The 15,968-nt window shown below is 70.4% G+C and carries 11 protein-coding genes; 4 read left to right on the forward strand and 7 right to left on the reverse strand.

What is annotated here, in order from left to right; all coding sequences use genetic code 11:
• The first annotated feature begins 1,676 nt into the window (after nucleotides 1-1,676).
• The gene (locus tag ACFPZ3_RS44745; protein WP_379520486.1) at nucleotides 1,677-4,892 is read left to right on the forward strand and encodes a tetratricopeptide repeat protein; all 3,216 of its coding nucleotides are present in this window, start codon (nucleotides 1,677-1,679) and stop codon (nucleotides 4,890-4,892) included.
• A gap of 92 nt (nucleotides 4,893-4,984) precedes the next feature.
• Here the strand turns inward: ACFPZ3_RS44745 and ACFPZ3_RS44750 are convergent, their stop codons facing one another.
• Nucleotides 4,985-5,614, reverse strand: a complete 630-nt coding sequence (locus tag ACFPZ3_RS44750) for a LysE family translocator (RefSeq protein WP_379520487.1) — start codon at nucleotides 5,612-5,614, stop codon at nucleotides 4,985-4,987.
• Between the two features lie 83 nt (nucleotides 5,615-5,697).
• Between ACFPZ3_RS44750 and ACFPZ3_RS44755 the strand changes: the two genes are divergently transcribed.
• Nucleotides 5,698-6,150 carry an Lrp/AsnC family transcriptional regulator gene (locus tag ACFPZ3_RS44755; protein WP_379520488.1) on the forward strand — a complete coding sequence of 151 codons (453 nt, stop codon included), beginning with the start codon at nucleotides 5,698-5,700 and terminating at the stop codon, nucleotides 6,148-6,150.
• An 88-nt stretch (nucleotides 6,151-6,238) separates the two neighbouring features.
• On the opposite strand, the gene ACFPZ3_RS44760 is transcribed toward ACFPZ3_RS44755, so the two are convergent.
• On the reverse strand, nucleotides 6,239-7,708 hold the full coding sequence (locus ACFPZ3_RS44760; RefSeq protein WP_379520489.1) for a phosphodiester glycosidase family protein: 1,470 nt from the start codon (nucleotides 7,706-7,708) through the stop codon (nucleotides 6,239-6,241).
• A 255-nt stretch (nucleotides 7,709-7,963) separates the two neighbouring features.
• On the opposite strand from ACFPZ3_RS44760, the gene trpS reads away from it, so the two are divergent.
• Nucleotides 7,964-8,926 carry a tryptophan--tRNA ligase gene (trpS, locus tag ACFPZ3_RS44765; protein WP_379520490.1) on the forward strand — a complete coding sequence of 321 codons (963 nt, stop codon included), beginning with the start codon at nucleotides 7,964-7,966 and terminating at the stop codon, nucleotides 8,924-8,926.
• Nucleotides 8,927-8,940: 14 nt separating this feature from the next.
• Here trpS and ACFPZ3_RS44770 read toward each other — a convergent pair whose 3' ends face one another.
• From ACFPZ3_RS44770 to ACFPZ3_RS44790, 5 genes are read right to left on the reverse strand one after another with little or no spacing between them, the layout of a single operon-like run.
• Nucleotides 8,941-9,963, reverse strand: coding sequence for a methyltransferase (locus ACFPZ3_RS44770; protein ID WP_379520491.1), 1,023 nt, complete (start codon nucleotides 9,961-9,963; stop codon nucleotides 8,941-8,943).
• Between the two features lie 49 nt (nucleotides 9,964-10,012).
• Nucleotides 10,013-10,396, reverse strand: coding sequence for a cupin domain-containing protein (locus tag ACFPZ3_RS44775; RefSeq protein WP_379520492.1), 384 nt, complete (start codon nucleotides 10,394-10,396; stop codon nucleotides 10,013-10,015).
• Between the two features lie 18 nt (nucleotides 10,397-10,414).
• A complete protein-coding gene (locus tag ACFPZ3_RS44780) occupies nucleotides 10,415-12,031 on the reverse strand; it encodes a PucR family transcriptional regulator (protein WP_379520493.1) in 1,617 nt (538 codons plus the stop codon).
• A gap of 47 nt (nucleotides 12,032-12,078) precedes the next feature.
• Nucleotides 12,079-13,725: an AMP-binding protein gene (locus ACFPZ3_RS44785; RefSeq protein ID WP_379520494.1), complete on the reverse strand. Its 1,647-nt coding sequence runs from the start codon at nucleotides 13,723-13,725 to the stop codon at nucleotides 12,079-12,081.
• A 13-nt stretch (nucleotides 13,726-13,738) separates the two neighbouring features.
• Nucleotides 13,739-14,440 carry a TetR/AcrR family transcriptional regulator C-terminal domain-containing protein gene (locus tag ACFPZ3_RS44790; protein ID WP_379520495.1) on the reverse strand — a complete coding sequence of 234 codons (702 nt, stop codon included), beginning with the start codon at nucleotides 14,438-14,440 and terminating at the stop codon, nucleotides 13,739-13,741.
• Nucleotides 14,441-14,495: 55 nt separating this feature from the next.
• Here ACFPZ3_RS44790 and ACFPZ3_RS44795 point away from each other — a divergent pair, with 55 nt between their 5' ends.
• Nucleotides 14,496-15,950 carry an MFS transporter gene (locus ACFPZ3_RS44795; protein WP_379520496.1) on the forward strand — a complete coding sequence of 485 codons (1,455 nt, stop codon included), beginning with the start codon at nucleotides 14,496-14,498 and terminating at the stop codon, nucleotides 15,948-15,950.
• The last annotated feature ends 18 nt before the right edge of the window (nucleotides 15,951-15,968 follow it).

Consider the following 15,968-nt stretch of genomic DNA (forward strand, 5'->3'; position numbering starts at 1 on the left):
CCCCTTTCTATTTGCCCATGAATACGATGCATTCCGGGCATGCTGATGTTTCGGTGGCGACCCCACTGCAACGCCGTCACTCTTGAGGAGTGACGGCTTCTCCCCCCACAGGGCAGACACCCGGGCCTGCACGGCGTAAACGCCGACAACCGCGTGTCCTTTCGTGGATGGTCACGCCAATTTCGCTCACTCTGGTGGTGGCGGGGTTGGTGGACTTTCTTGCGGACATGTTGGGGATGCCGGGCACGCTATTAATGTTCCTGAATGAGCAGGACAGCCTGATCAGCATTTCCCTGGGGGTCATGGGGCTGATGGTGGCGGTTGTGCTGGTAGTGGTGCGACGTCGCTCATCGGTGAGGTTGCCGCCCAACGGCGAACCGCTCGAGGAATGCGGCGCGGGTCATCTGGATGACCCTGGATCGGCGGTTGATCCCACGCCGGCGGTTGATCCCACGCCGGCGGTTGATCCCACGCCGGCGGTTGACCCCACGCCGGTAGTTGATCCCACGCCGGCGGTTAATTCCATGTCGGCGGTTGATCCCACGCCTACCGACGGCTCCACGTTGGGAGGAGAACCGGCGTTGGCGGGAGATTCGCCATTGGCGGGCGACTTCGGTGGGGCGGGAGATTCGCCACTGGTGGGCGACTCTGGTGGGGCGGGCGAGCCTGTGCCGGCAGATGAATCTGCGCTGAGGGATTCGAGCGCTCCCGGATGGTGGAAAGCAGGTCGCGGCTGGCGCGGGCGTGGCAGACGGCGAGTAAGCCGTCAGCCGGCCTCGGACGGCGATCAGGCCGCCGACCGTGGATCGGAACCGCGTGATGATGCGGTCGCAGATCGCCGGTCGGTCGGCGACGGCGGATCGGTCGGTGGTGACAGTCCAGACGGTGGTGACAGTCCAGAGGTTGGTGGCGCGTCGGACGGTGGTGGCGCGTCGGACGGTGGTGCAGCCACGGGCCGTCGGCGCCGGTCAGGCGGTGGTGGTGGGTCGGACAGTGGTGGCCAGTCGGATGCCGGTGGGGTCACGGGCCGTGGGCGCCGGTCAGGTGGCGATGGTGAGGGGGGCAGTGATGGCGAGCCAGATGGCGGTGGCCAGTCGGATGCTGACCAAGAGACGGGCCGAGGGCGTCGGTCGGGCCGAGGCGGTGCGTCAGGCAGTGGTGATGGCTCGGACAGTGGTGATGGCTCGGACAGTGGTGATGGCTCGGACAGTGATGGCGGGTCGGACGGTGGTGATGGCTCGGACGGTGATGGCGGGTCGGACGGTGATAGTAGGTCGGACGGTGGTGATGGCTCGGACGGTGGTGATGGCTCGGACGGTGATGGCGGGTCGGACGGTGGTGATGGGCCGGAGGTAGGTGGTGGGCCGGACGGTGGTGGTGGGTCGGAGGTAGGTGGTGGGTCTGGGAGGGCTGGGGCGTCGGATGTGCGGGGTCGGTCGGATATGTCCAGTGTGATCGAACAAAGTGTGGAACGTTCCATTTCGTTGGGGGGTGATAACCGCGGAGTGGCGATGACCGGTGACAGGGCGACCGCTGTGACCGTTGGGCATGTGGATGTCGTCGGTGATGTGCATCTGCTGCCCCGCCCCCCGGTCCCCACCCGTCCCGTGCAGCTGGCGCCTCGGCCCCCGAGGTTGCTGGGGAGGGATGAAGTGGTGGAGGGGTTGCGGGGGAGGTTGACGACGAGCAGGGCGCAGCCGTGCGTGATCGCCGTGTACGGGCTGGGCGGTGTGGGCAAGACGTGCCTGGCCCTGGAGTACGCCTATCGGCACCAGCGGGACTACCAGCTCGTCTGGCAACTGCCCGCCACCGACCCCGCCGTCCTGTCCGCCGCCTTCGCCAGGCTGGCGGCGCTGCTGGGTCTGCGGGAGACGGTCGACGCGGCCGATCCGGTCGATCAGGTGCATGCCGCGCTGGCGGCCCGTGCCGAGCCCTGGTTGCTGATCTTCGACAACGCGCCGGAGGCTGACGCGTTGCGTCCTTATCTGCCTCCGGCGGGACCGGGGCATGTGCTGGTGACGACCCGGTCCGGGAGTTGGCCGCGGGAGCAGGCGCTGGAGTTGCCGGTGCTGGAGCAGGAGCCGGGGGTGGCGCTGGTGCTGGCGCGGTCCGGGCAGGACGACGGCGCGGCGGCCTCGGAGGTGGTGGCCGAGCTGGGTGCGTTGCCGCTGGCGTTGGAGCAGGCCGCGGCGTTCATGGCCGAGACGGGGCTGAGCCTGTCGGAGTACCTCGATCTGCTGCACCACCGGCGGGCCGAGTTGCTCGCCCAGGGGCGGGCGTGGGGGTACCAGGAACGGGTCACCACGACGTGGTTGCTCGCGTTCGAGAACCTGGCCAGGACCAGTCCGCAGGCGATCGCGCTGCTGCGGGTGCTGGCCTGCTACTCGCACGAGGCGATCCCGTACCATCTGCTGCTGTCCCAGCTCGAACTGCGCAGTCCGCGTGAGCTGTTCGGGGCGGACATGCGGCGGCAGCGGGTGTATGGGCGGTTGCCGGGTTCGCGGGTGCGGTGGTTGCGGGACTTTCATCCCTGGCTGAGTGCGCTGGCGGTGTTGCAGGAGTTGCCGCGCGACGCCCTCTCGGTGAACGCCGCCGTCAGCGCGTTGCGCGATCACAGTTTGATCGGTCAGCCGGTGGACGGGTCGGTGTCGGTGCATCGGCTGGTCCAGGCCGTCACCCTCGACCAGCTCGTGCCCCACGAGCAGCAGCGCTGGCGGGATGCCGCCGCCGTGCTCCTGGAGTCCGTGCTGCCCGACGATCCCGCCCACGCCGGGACCTGGCCCCGGTACGCTCACCTGCTCCCGCACATCCTCGCCGTGCTCACGCCGACCTCTCCTGGCATGGACAAGACGGGGCAGTATCTGGGGGCGAGCGGCGACTACCGTACGGCCAGATCGGTGTTCCAGGAGATCTGCGAGACCCTGACCGCGCGGCTGGGCCCCGAGCACCCGTCCACGCTGACCGCGCGGCACGAGCTGGCGCGCTGGACGGGGGAGTTGGGGGACGCGGCGTCGGCGCGCAGGCAGTACGCGGACCTGTTGCCGATCCGGGCGCGCCGGCTCGGGCTCGAGCATCCGGTCACCTTGACCATCAGGCACGAGCTGGCACGGTGGACGGGGGAGCTGGGGGACGCGGCGTCGGCGCGGGACCAGTACGCGGCGCTGCTGCCGGTCAGGGAGCGGGTGCAGGGGGCAGAGCATCCGAACACGCTGACCATCAGGCACGAGCTGGCGCGGTGGACGGGTGAGCTGGGGGACGCGGTGGCGGCGCGGGATCTGTACGCGGATCTGGTGCCGATCAGGGAACGTGTGCAGGGGCCCGAGCATCCCGACACGTTGACCGCGAGGGCGAACCTGGCCCAGTGGACGGGGGAGGCGGGCAATGCGGTGGCCGCCCGTGACCTGTACGCCGACCTGCTGCCCATCAGGGAGGATCGGTTCGGCCCCGAGCACCCCGTCACCCTCACCGTCCGGGCGAACCTCGCCCAGTGGACCGGCGAGGCCGGGGACCCGGCGGCGGCGCGCGATCAGTACGCGGCACTGCTCCCGATCTACGAGCGTGTGCTCGGCCCCGAGCATCCCGACACGCTGACCACCCGCCACAGCCTCGCGCAGTGGACCGGGAAGGCGGGCGACCCGGTGGCCGCGCGCGACCAGTACGCGGCTCTTCTCCCCGTACGCAGGCGGGTGTCCGGCCCCGAGCACCCCGACACCCTCATCACCCAGGCGAACCTCGCCCAGTGGACCGGTCAGGCGGGTGACCCGATGGCGGCGCGGGACCAGTACGCGGCCCTGCTGCCCCTCAGGGAACGCGTCCAGGGCCCCGACCACCCCTCCACGCTGATCAACCGGCACGAGCTGGCGCGGTGGACGGGCGAGCTGGGCGACCCGGTGGCGGCGCGCGACCAGTACGCGGACCTGCTCGTCGTACGCGAGCGCGTCTCCGGCCCCGACCACCCCGACACCCTCACCATCCGGCACGAGCTGGCCCGCTGGACGGGCGAGCTGGGCGACGCGGCGGCGGCGCGGGACCAGTACGCGGCCCTGCTGCCGATCCGCGAACGTGTCCAGGGCAGCGACCACCCCGACACGCTGACCGCCCGCGCCAACCTCGCCCAGTGGACAGGACAGGCGGGCGACCCGGCGGCGGCCCGCGCCCACTGCGCCGAACTCCTGCCCATCAGGGAACGCGTCCTCGGCCCCGAACACCCCTCGACCCTGATCACCCGCCACGAACTGGCCCGCTGGACGGGCGAACTGGGCGACGCAGCCTCGGCCCGCGACCAGTACGCCGAACTGCTCGTCCGCCGCGAACGCGCCTCCGGCCGCGACCACCCCGACACGTTGACCACCCGGCACAACCTCGCCTACTGGACCGGCCGGGCCGGCGACCCGGCGACGGCCCGCGACCGGTGTGCCGAGCTGCTGCCCATCAGGGGACGTGTTCTCGGTCCCGAGCACCCCGACACGCTGATCACCCGGCACAACCTCGCCTACTGGAGCGGCCAGGCGGGTGACGCGGTGGCGGCGCGCGACGAGTACGCGGCCCTGCTGCCGGTCAGGGAACGTGTTCTCGGTTCCGACCATCCCGACACGCTCACCATCCGGCACGAGCTGGCCCGGTGGCTGGGTGAGCTGGGCGACCCGGCGGCGGCCAGGGACGCCTACACCGACCTGCTGCCTGTCCGCGAGCGGGTCTCCGGGCCCGAGCACCCCGACACGCTGACCGCCCGCGCCAACCTCGCCTACTGGACCGGACAGGCGGGCGACCCGGCGGCGGCCCGCGACCAGTGCGCTGAGCTGCTGCCGCTCAGGGAACGCGTGCTCGGCGCCGACCACCCCGCCACTCGCACGACCAGGGAGCAGCTCGCGTACTGGACGAGACACGCCTGACACGAACCGGCCGTGACTGGACGAGACGCGCCAGATGGGAGCCGACCGCGACGAGACGGGCCTGAATGGGAGCTGATCGCGACGCGACGCGCCTAATGGGATCCGAGTGTGGCGGCCGCGACGACGAGCAGGAGTGTGCCCGAGACCGCCGAGATCCGGCGCGCCGCCTTCGGGGTGCGGGTCAGTGCGTGGCTCGCCCGCGCGGTGGCGACGGCGACCAGGCCGTACAGCAGCGCGCAGTTGACGACGTGCAGGAGGCCGAGGGCGGTGAGCTGGAAGCCCAGCGGGACGCCGGTCCCGGTGGAGATGAACTGCGGCATCAGCGACAGGTACAGCAGCAGGCCCTTCGGGTTGAGCAGCGCCGTGAGCACGCTCTGCCGCAACACCTTGCCCGCCGGCTCGGCCGTCGCCGGCCCGAGCGCGGGCCCGGTGCGGTTCCGCAGTGACATCAGCGTCCTGACGGCGAGGAATACCAGGTACGCGGCCCCGGCGTAGCGCATCACGGGCAGTGCGGCGGGTACCGCGCGCAGTGCGGCGGCCAGCCCGGCGGCGGCCAGGACGGTGTGCACCGCGTAGCCGCAGCAGATGCCCGCCACCGCCGTCAGCCCCGTACGGCGGCCCTGGCCGAGCGAGCGCGCCATCACGTAGAGCATGTCGGGTCCCGGGGTGCAGATCAGCAACAGATCCATGCCCAGGAAAAGCAGGAGGAGCCGGATGTCCACGCGCTTCACGCTAGCCGAACAGGGTTGGCACACGATGGTGGATTCGTGCTGGGAAAGGCTTGGTCGTGGCAGGATATTGCGCCATGGACAAGATTGACCGCAGGATCCTCCAGGAGCTGCAGCGGGACGGTCGGCTCAGCAACGCCGACCTGGCCGACCGGGTGGGGCTCACGCCGTCGCCCTGCCTGCGCCGGGTGCGGCAGATGGAGGAGAGCGGCGTCATTCGCGGCTACCGGGCGTTGCTCGACGGGGACTCGGTCGGGCGCGGGTTCCAGGCGTTCGTCACGGTGGTGATGCGGTACGAGGACCACGAGACGGTGGCGGAGTTCGAGCGGCGGGTGGCGGGGCTGCCGGCGGAGGTGGAGGCGCACCGGTTGTTCGGGGACCCGGATTTCCTGCTGCGGGTGGCGGTGGCGGATGTGGCGGCGTACGAGCGGTTCTACTCGGAGGAGTTGTCCGGGTTGCCGGGGGTGGCGCAGGTGACCTCCCATCTCGCGATGAAGGCGGTCAAACCGGACGTCGGGCTGCCGATCTAGACGGCTGAGGGACCCGCATGTGGAGATGCGGGTCCCTTGGGTTGTGGTCGTCGGCGGGGTGAGGCTTGTGCGCCTCGCCCCACGGGGGTTACTTGGGCAGGACCAGGAGGGCGTCGCCGACGCCGCGTTCCGAGCCGTCGGACGGCCGGTTGACGAGCTTCTTGCCGACGACCATGGCCGTCGAGCCGCCGCCGTCCAGGTTGATCGCCTGCGTGGCGCCCAGCCAGCGCATGAACTGCGCGGCCTCGACGAAGTTCGCCCCGACCGTCACACCGGGCTGCCGGCCGTCGATGGTGGCCAGGATCAGGCTGCCGTTGCGGGTGGTGCCGAGCAGGGTGCGCGGGTGGCGGCGCAGGATCATGTTCATCGAGTCGTGCCCGTCCTGCTTGGCGGTGATCTTCACCTTGCCGTTGCGGACGAGGCCGACGCTGCCCGCGACGACGTTCAGGTCGGGGGTCAGCTTGAGTGCCTTCTTCGTCCGCAGGTCGACGACCTTGGTGTCGATCTTGACGGTCCACTCCTGCCAGGCGTGCTCGTTGAGCCAGTCGGAGGCCACGCCGTTGCCGTGCAGCACCCGCGTCCCGGCGGCGATCGCGGCGCCCGAGGTGCGCAGGCCCACGACCTTGCCGTTGGCGTCGAGGACGGCGTCGGTGCCGCCGGTGGGCGTCTTGGCCCCGTACTCCTCCGTGTACAGGACCAGCTCGTCCGTGACGACGGCGCGGTTGATGCCGTTGACCTGGACCCGCTCGCCGTCCTGCGAGATCGCGGTCACGTCCGTCTTCAGCTCGGTGATCTTGGCGGTACGGCCCTTCAGCACCACCGCCGAGCGGCCGGGCACGGCCTCGCTCAGCAGCTTGCCGCCCACCACGGACGTGCCGACGGGCTCGCCGCGCAGCGCCTTGGAGGTGTGGATGTTGAAGAAGCCGCCGTTGACGCCGACCACGGCGCCGCGCGCCTTGACCATCGAGGAGACGGTCTCCCGCTTGGCCACGCTGGCGCCGAGGGAGGCGGCGTACGAGCCGCGGAACGTCCTGGGGTCGATCATGACGACCTTGACGTCCCACGGGCCGGTGGTCTTGAGCCCGTCGTCGCCGAGGTAGTCGACCTTGACCTTCAGATCGGCTTCCTTGAGCTTCTTGGCCGTCTCGTCGGCCTTCTTCTTGTCCTTGAGGGACCAGAGGCCGACGCGGACCATGTACACGGTCTGGGAGGGGGCATCGGCCACGCTCGGCCGGATCACCTTCTGCAGGCTGGCCGTCTCCCCGGCCGCCTCCACCGCGGCGACCTGGGTCTCGGCTGTCGGGAGCGTCCCGTAGTCACGGCCGCTCGGCATGAGGACGGTCACCGTGTAACCGTCGGTGGACGAGCCCGCCTTCACGTCGTACAGGTCGATGCCCTGCGTCACGGCGGTCATCGTCTTGGTCGGCACGGGCCGTTCGCCCAGCGGGAACTTGGCCGACGGGAACCGCACCGACAGCTGCTCCGCTGTCGCGGGCAGCGCCGTGAGGGTGAGCGCCGCGGCTATGGCCAGGCCGCCGGCGAGTGTGCGTCGAGACATGAACTCTCCAGAGGGCGGAAAAGGGACCGCACCATAGTGGCGAGATCAAGGTCCTCGGGGCAGAGAAACACGCCAATCGAGTAAAGAGGTTACGAGATTGACACCGCGAACGGATACCATTCGTGTATGACTCGCATCTGCATGTGGTGGCGGCCTACAGACGGCCGCTGAATCCCCATGCGTGGGCCGTCCTGGAGACGGCTCACCGAGCGGGCGTTGCTCTCCTGGACGGCAAGATCCCTAGGAGAGACCTCAATGAACGACGTCGTGCTGACGGGCGACCGTCCGACCGGTCCGCTGCATCTCGGCCACTACTTCGGCTCGCTGGCCAATCGGGTCGAGCTGCAGGACCTCTGTCCCATGTACGTGCTGATCGCCGACTACCAGGTGATCACCGATCGTGACCTGCCGGGTGAGATCCGCCGGCACACCACCGGACTGATCCTCGACTACCTGGCGGTCGGGATCGACCCGGCCAAGGCGACGATCTTCCAGCACAGCGCCGTCCCCGAGCTGAACCAGCTCCTGCTGCCGTTCCTGAGCCTGGTGTCCGTGGCGGAGCTGCAGCGCAACCCCACGGTGAAGGACGAGATCGCGCACAGCTCCCAGCAGGCCGTGAGCGGGCTGATGTTCACCTATCCGGTGCACCAGGCGGCCGACATCCTGTTCTGCAAGGGCACGCTGGTGCCGGTGGGCAAGGACCAGCTCCCGCACGTGGAGGTGACGCGGCTGGTCGCGCGCCGGTTCAACGAGCGTTACGGAGAGGTGTTCCCGCTGCCCGAGGCCATGATGGGCGAGCAACCGCTGCTCAAGGGCCTGGACGGCGGCAAGATGAGCAAGAGCCGCGGCAACGCGATCGCCCTGTCGGCCACCGAGGACGAGACCGCTGCCCTCATCCGCAAGGCCCGCACCGACTCCGAGCGGCACATCACGTTCGAGGAGGAGCGTCGTCCCGAGGTGGCCAACCTGCTCACGCTGGCCGGCCTGTGCCTGGGCCGGTCGCCGCGCGAGCTCGCCGAGGAGATCGGCGACGGCGGCGCCGCCACGCTCAAGCGCGTGGCGACCGAGGCGGTCAACGAGTTCCTGCGGCCGATCAGGAAGCGCCGGGCCGAGCTCACTGAGGGCGACGTCCGGCAGATCCTGGCAACGGGCAACGAACGGGCCCGCGAACGGGCGATCCGGACGCTGGAGGAGGTACGCGTCGCCATGGGCTTCTAGTCACCGGCACGTCCTCACGCTCTCCTGGCCATGGCCAGTTCCGTGGCCGGGGAGCCCGGGGGGCGGCGGTGCCGGATGCCGTGGAAACCGGCTGCCCGCAACAACGCGGCCACCTCGCGCAGGCCGCGTACCCTGCCGCCCACGGTGACCAGGTAGTTCAGGTTCAGCAGATGCAGGAGGGTACGGCTGGCGCGGCCCGGCATGACGCTGTCGATGAACTGGTCGCCGACCACGATCGTGCCGCCCGGCTTGAGCGAGGCCGCCAGACGCCGGAACAGCAGGGCCGTCTCGTCGTCGCTCAGCCCGTGTACGACGTTGAACAGCAGGACGACGTCATACCCGTCGCCGAGGTCGTCGTCCAGGAACGACCCGGCGCGCAACGTCAGCCGGGGATGGGCGGCGGCGGCTTCGAGCGCCTGCGGCAGATCGATCACCGTGGCCGACAGCCCGGGATGGCGCCGCAGCAGCGCCACGCTGAACACGCCGTGGCCGCCGCCCACGTCGAGCAGCCGGGTGGCGCCGCGCGGCACGGGGATGGTCCTGGCGGCGGCCGGGGCCTGCCGGTCCGCCATCGCCGCCGTCCACGCCTGGAACGAGCGCGACAGTTCGGGATCGCTTTCGAGCAAGGCGTAGAAGGAGGTGGCCGGCGAGCCGTCCCGTACCGCCTTCTCCAGCCGGGGCCAGATCACGCAGGCGGTACGTTCCCAGAACTCCAGCCCCGCCAGCAGCGACGTCGGCGAGCCGGTCGTGAACCACAGCCGGGCGGTGCGGGTCAGCCGGTAGCGGCCACCTCTGGAGCGCAGGTAGCCGAGCCCGGCCAGGGCCCGTAACAACGCGTCGGTGGCACGCGGCTCCAGATCGAGCGCGGTGGCCAGTTCGACGCCGGTGGACGGGCGCCCGCCCAGGGCGTCGAAGATCCCGATCCTGGCCGCCGCGATGACCGCGTGCAGGCCCAGAGCGCCGAAGTAGTCGAACATGGGAGGCACGAGCGACAGCCGGTGGGCCGCGGCCTCGAGAGGGTTGAAGAAGAGGGGCACACTAGCGACGGTAGATCGCGGGGGCGTGCCAGTGGTGGTGGGGCGTGTGTCACGTGGGTTGCCGGATTTGGTAGACCATGCGCAGCGTTTCGTGCACGATCCAGGTGGTCTTGGCGCCCTCGGCCAGCAGAGACACGTCGCCTGGGCCTACCTCGATCGTGGTACCGCCCTCGACGGCGATGGTGGCGCGACCCGACAGCACGACGAAGATCTCGTCGCTCTCCACGTCCGTCACGACCCCGGGCGTGATCTCCCAGATGCCGCGGCCGTCGCCGAGCTCTAGGGACGAGGTGGCCGGGTCACCCGCGACGATCTGCTCGGGTTCGAGCTTGTCCGGGGTCAGCCGTACGTCGTGGACGGGCACCGAGAAGGCGCCCGCGGTGGCGAGCATGCGGCCGAGGTCGTCCGCATCGGGCATCAGCACATCAGACATATCGCCCATTCCAGCACATCAGCGACTCTCTCGGCGGAACGACTCCAGGGCGAGCAGCGCGACGTGGAGCGACAGGCACGACTCGACGTCGTCGAGATCGGTGTCGAGGATGCGTTCGAGGCGGCGTAGACGGTCGTAGAAGGCGGGCCTGGACAGGTGGGCCTTCTGGGCGGCGACGGCCTTGTTGCGCCCGGAGTCGAGGTAGACGCGCAGGATCCTGGTCAGGTCGCCGCCGCGCTGCGCGTCGTGGGCCAGCAGCGGGCCCAGCTCCCGTTCGGCGAACGTCTGCAGCCGGGCGTCGTCGCGCAGCAGATGCAGCAGGCCGCGCAGGCGCAGGTCGGGCAGCCGGTAGAAGGCCCGGCCGTCGGGCTGGCGGACCGCCACGTCGGCCACCTGCTCGGCTTCGAGGAAGCTGCGGCGTACGTCCCTGATCGATTCCACCACCGACCCCGCCGCCAGCACGAACGCCGAGCCGGGCCGCCAGAGCACGCGCAGCCGTTCGGCGAGCGAGGTCAGCGCGGGCTCGGCCTGGGTGCGCGGCGGCAGCGGCAGCAGCACCCCGACCCGCTCCTGGTCGAGCGCGCCCACCAGGGCGGGCAGGCGGGCGTCGCGGCAGGCGGCGGCGGTGGCCTCGGCCAGCTCGCCGAGCTGCGCCTGCCCGTCGAGCGCCTGGTCGATGGGCTCGGTGGGCCTGATGACCACGCTGACCAGCTTGCGTCCGGTGAGCGGCACGCCCACCGCGCGGGCGCGGGCGGCGGCCTCCTCGGGGTCGGAGTAGGCGTGGGTCAGGATGCCGGTGATGATCGTGCCGTGCGCCTGGCGCTCCAGCGACTCCTGGTGGCGCTCCAGCAGGCGGCCCAGGGCGAGCGTGGTGGCGGCCCGCTCGGCCAGCACCATGTCGCGGGGCGAGGGCTGCTTGTCGCAGAGCAGGATGAGCCGTCCCCAGTCCTGCCCGCGCGCCCCGACCGTGGTGACCAGCCAGCCGGAGGCCGGATCGTACGCGGTGCGCTCGGCCGGCGCCACCGCCCGCGACCTCGTCTCCCAGCCCGCCAGCAGCGCCCCCGCGTCGCGTCCCGCCGACTCGGCGGCCAGCACCTGGTGCGCCAGGTTCTCCAGCAGCACGGGACGCCCCGACAGCCGCGCCACCTGGGCCAGCACCTCGGCAGGCGAGGCGCCCTCGACGGACAGCTCGGTGAAGACCTCGTGGAGTTGTTCGGAGGCGCGCAGCTCCTCCAGCTGGATGTCGATGATCCGGGCGTGCACCGACTCGGTGATCTGGACGAACGGCGTCTCGCGGGCCAGCACGATGACCGGCAGCCCGTGCTCCTCGGCCGACTTGACCACGGCCGGCGGCAGCTCGCGGACGAACCTGCGCCCCAGCTCCACGATCAGCCCCGAGGCCCCGACGGAGGAGAGCTCGCCGATGTAGTCGGCGAGCTTGTCCGGGTCCTGCGGCAGGGCGACCCCCGTGGTGAGCACCAGTTCGCCGCCGCGTAGCAGCTGGGCGATGTCGGCGATCTCGCCGACGTGGACCCACCGCACCTTGGTGTCGAGCCGGTCGGCGCCCGCGACCACGCGCGGGCTGCCCCGGCGCACGGTCTCCAGGGCGAGGACGTCGGCGATGGTGGGCAACACGGGGCAGAGCCTAGCCGATCAGACTGTAAGAACGGCCATAGGTGAATTTACACTTTGCCACCGTTGTCTGGATTGAGGTCCTCCTCACGATATTCCCTCCGCGGTTCGCGTACGCGCAGCTCGACGCGGCGAATCTTGCCGGAGATCGTCTTCGGCAACTCGCCGAACTCCAGCCGCCGCACCCGCTTGTACGGGGCCAGTTCCCTGCGGCAGTGCTCGAAGATCGCCCGGGCGGTGGCCTCGTCGGGCTCGAAGCCGGGGGCGAGCGTCACGTACGCCTTGGGCACGGCCAGGCGCACCGGGTCGGGGGCGGGCACCACCGCGGCCTCCGCCACGGCCGCGTGCTCCAGCAGCACGCTCTCCAGCTCGAACGGCGAGATGCGGTAGTCGGAGGCCTTGAAGACGTCGTCGGTCCTGCCCACGTAGGTGATGTAGCCGTCCTGGTCGCGGGTGGCGACGTCGCCCGTGTGGTAGAAGCCCTGACGCAGCGCCTCCGCCAATCCACCGACATATCCGGACATGAGGCCTAGGGGGCGGCGGTCGTCCAGCGGCAGGCAGATCTCCCCGTCGTCCCCGATCTCACCCGAGACCGGATCGATCAGCACGACCTCGTACCCGGGCAGCGGCCGCCCCATGGATCCGGGCTTGACCGGCTCGTCCGGCACGTTGCCGATCTGCGCGGTCGTCTCGGTCTGGCCGTACCCGTCCCTGATCGTCAGGCCCCACGCCTTGGAAACCTGGTCGATGATCTCGGGGTTGAGCGGCTCGCCGGCGGCCACCAGCGTACGCAGAGGCAGTTTCCACGCCGCCAGGTCCTCCTGGATGAGCATCCGCCACACGGTCGGCGGCGCGCAGAACGTGGTGACCCGCTCGCCGCGCAGCACCTCAAGCAGCGCGGGCGCGGAGAAACGCTGGTAGTCGTGGATCAGCACGGTGGCCCCCGCGTTCCACGGGGCGAAGACGTTGCTCCACGCGTGCTTGGCCCATCCCGGCGAGGACACGTTGAGGTGCACGTCGCCCGGCCTGACCCCGATCCAGTACATCGTCGACAGGTGCCCGGCCGGGTAGGAGGCGTGCGTGTGCTCGACCAGCTTCGGCTGCGAGGTCGTGCCGGAGGTGAAGTAGAGCAGCAGCGTGTCGTCCGCGCGGGTCGGCGCGTCGGGCTCGAAGCGCTCGCCGGCCTCGTACGCCTCGTGGAACGGCAGCCAGTTGTAGGCGTCGCCCACGGCGATCCTGGTGAATCCGCCGGCCCTGAACTTGCCGGCGTCAGCGGCGTTGGCGATGACGTGGGAGACGTTGCCGCGGTCGATCCGCTCGGTGATGTCCTTGGCCGTCAGGAGCGTGGTGGCCGGGATGATGACCGCGCCCAGCTTCATCGCGGCCAGCAGCGACTCCCACAACTCGGCCTGGTTGCCCAGCATGAGCAGGATCCGGTCGCCCCGGCGCACCCCCTGCTCGTGCAGCCAGTTGGCGACCTGGTTGGAGCGGGCCGACAGTCCGGCGAAGGTGTAGGTGGCGCTGCTCTCGCCCACGATCTTGAGCGCGACGGCGTCGGGGGTCTCCTTGGCCAGGACCCCGTCGAACCAGTCGAGCGCCCAGTTGAACGCGCCGAGTTCCGGCCAGTGGAAGTCACGGCGGGCGGTCGCGGGGTCGGCGCCGAGGAGGAAGTCACGGGCGCCACGGAAATCGCTCATGCCCCGGATCCTGCTACGTGACCAGCCGCCGCTCAAGACCGTCGAGCACGGACGCGAGCCCGAAGTCGAAGGCCATCTCCCGCATGGCCTGCGGATCGTCGTAACTCGTCATGTCGATGCGCTCCAGCATGTCGGGGAACTGGGCTGCGGCCTTGGCGACCGACGCGCGCATCTCGTCGGCGTCGTAGGAGTGGTCCGCGGTCGCCGCGTTCCAGGCGACCTCCGGGATCGTCATGCCGAAAACGTATGCGGTGAGAGTGGATCCCGCGTAGTCGATCTCCAGCCCGGCGAACCCGGCGACCTTGAACATCCTGCGCATCTGGTCCGCGACGCGCAGGGCGTTCGGGCCGAGCGCGGGCATGCGGCCGATGAGGTTGCCCGCCCACGGGCGGCGCAGGATCGCCTGGCGCATGCTGTGGGCCAGGGCCGAGGCGGAGTGGCGCCAGCTCACCCTGCCGGGGTCGGGGACGACCATGTCCGACCAGACCTCGTCGTAGGCCAGTTCCAGCAGTTCGTCCTTGTTGGCGACGTACCAGTAGAGGCTGGTGGCGCCCGACTGCAGCCGCGCGCCGAGCTTGCGCATGCTCAGCCCGTCGAGGCCCTCTTCGTTCAGCAGCTCCAGGGCGGCCCTGACGATCTCCTCCCGGCTGCGCCCGGGACTGGTGGCCTTGCGCGGCTCGCGGAGCCAGACGGAGGAGAACGCCTTGCCTGTCATCCTCCCAGGATAAAACCTCTCGCACACTGTACGAGGATTGTCGTACGCTGTGCGAGTGAACTCGAACACTGTACGAGACCCCCGTCGCTGGTGGATTCTCGCTGCCCTCTGCCTTGCGCTCCTGGTCCTGGTCATCGACAACACGGTGCTGAACCTGGCCATCCCGTCGCTGAACCAGGAGATGGGCGCGACACCGTCCGACATCCAGTGGATCATCGACGCCTACGTCCTGGCCTTCGCCGGGTTGCTGCTCACCTCGGGCAGCTTGTCCGACAGGTACGGCCGCCGCCTCTTCCTGGTCATCGGATTGGTCTTCTTCGGCGGCGCGTCGCTGCTCGCCGTGCTCGTCACCGAGCCCTGGCAGCTCATCGGCGCCCGGTTCCTGATGGGCGTCGGCGGCTCGCTCGTCATGCCGTCCACGTTGTCGATCCTGATGACCGTGTTCGACGAGGGTGAGCGGCGCAAGGCCATGGCCGCCTGGAGCGCCGTGGCCCTGGTCGGCATGGTGTCGGGCCCGACCCTGGGCGGCTTCATGCTGGAGCACTACTGGTGGGGCTCGGTCTTCCTGCTGAACATCCCGGTGGCGGCGGTCGCCATCGTGGCCGCCCTGGTCCTCATGCCCGAGACCCGCAGCACCGGGCGCAGGATCGACCCGGTGGGCGTGACGTTGTCGATCGTCGGCCTGACCGCGGCCGTCTACGTGATCATCGAGCGCGAGTGGAACATCCCCGTCATCGCGCTGGCGGTCGTCGCCCTGGCCGGGTTCGTGATCTGGGAGCGCAGGCAGGAGGAGCCGATGTTGCCGCTGCACCTGTTCGCCAACCGCAACTTCAGCGGCGCCTCGTTCTCGATCCTGCTCATGTCGTTCGGCGCCGGCGCGGTGATGCTGATGCTGACGCAGTATCTGCAGTTCGTGCTGGGCTACGGGGAGATGCAGGCCGGTCTGGCCATGCTGCCCTACGCCGTGGCCGCCGCGGTGTTCAACGGGGTGGGCGTCGGGCTCGGCAAGAAGCTCAGCAACCGGGCGCTGATCTGCGCCGGGCTGCTGTTCATGGCCGGGGGCTTCGCCGTCATGGCCCTGACCACCGGCTACCTGCCGCTGCTCACCGGACTGGTGATCATGGGCGTCGGTGGCGGTCTGGCGGGTCCGTCCGCCTACGCCTCGCTCATGGGCGCCATCCCGGTGGACCACGCGGGTGTCGGCTCCGCGCTGAACGACACCGTCCAGCAGGTCGGCATGGCGCTCAGCATCGCGGTCCTGGGCAGCGTCCTGGCCGGGCGCTACACCTCGGAGATGCCCGCCGGCCTGCCCGCGGCGGCCAGGGAGTCGATCGGCGGCGCGCACGCCGCGGGCCTCGCCGAGGCCGGCAACCAGGCCTTCACCTCCGCCATGCACCTCGGCTCGTGGGTGGGCGGCGCGTTCTGCGTGGCCGCCGCACTGCTGGCCGTCACCGTGCTGCGCCCGGCCGCGCCGGCCGCCACCCCAGAGGCCGCTCCTGTCAATGTGTAACCCAACTCCCGCCCTCTC

The sequence above is a fragment of the Nonomuraea insulae genome, from assembly GCF_042656245.1.

Excerpts from the sequence above, each read along its gene's own strand:
- ACFPZ3_RS44755 (WP_379520488.1), top strand. The coding sequence starts at position 5,698 with ATGGACAAGATTGACCGCAGGATCCTCCAGGAGCTGCAGCGGGACGGT.
- ACFPZ3_RS44790 (WP_379520495.1), bottom strand. The coding sequence starts at position 14,440 with ATGACAGGCAAGGCGTTCTCCTCCGTCTGGCTCCGCGAGCCGCGCAAG.
- ACFPZ3_RS44785 (WP_379520494.1), bottom strand. The coding sequence starts at position 13,725 with ATGAGCGATTTCCGTGGCGCCCGTGACTTCCTCCTCGGCGCCGACCCC.
- trpS (WP_379520490.1), top strand. The coding sequence starts at position 7,964 with ATGAACGACGTCGTGCTGACGGGCGACCGTCCGACCGGTCCGCTGCAT.
- ACFPZ3_RS44760 (WP_379520489.1), bottom strand. The coding sequence starts at position 7,708 with ATGTCTCGACGCACACTCGCCGGCGGCCTGGCCATAGCCGCGGCGCTC.
- ACFPZ3_RS44775 (WP_379520492.1), bottom strand. The coding sequence starts at position 10,396 with ATGTCTGATGTGCTGATGCCCGATGCGGACGACCTCGGCCGCATGCTC.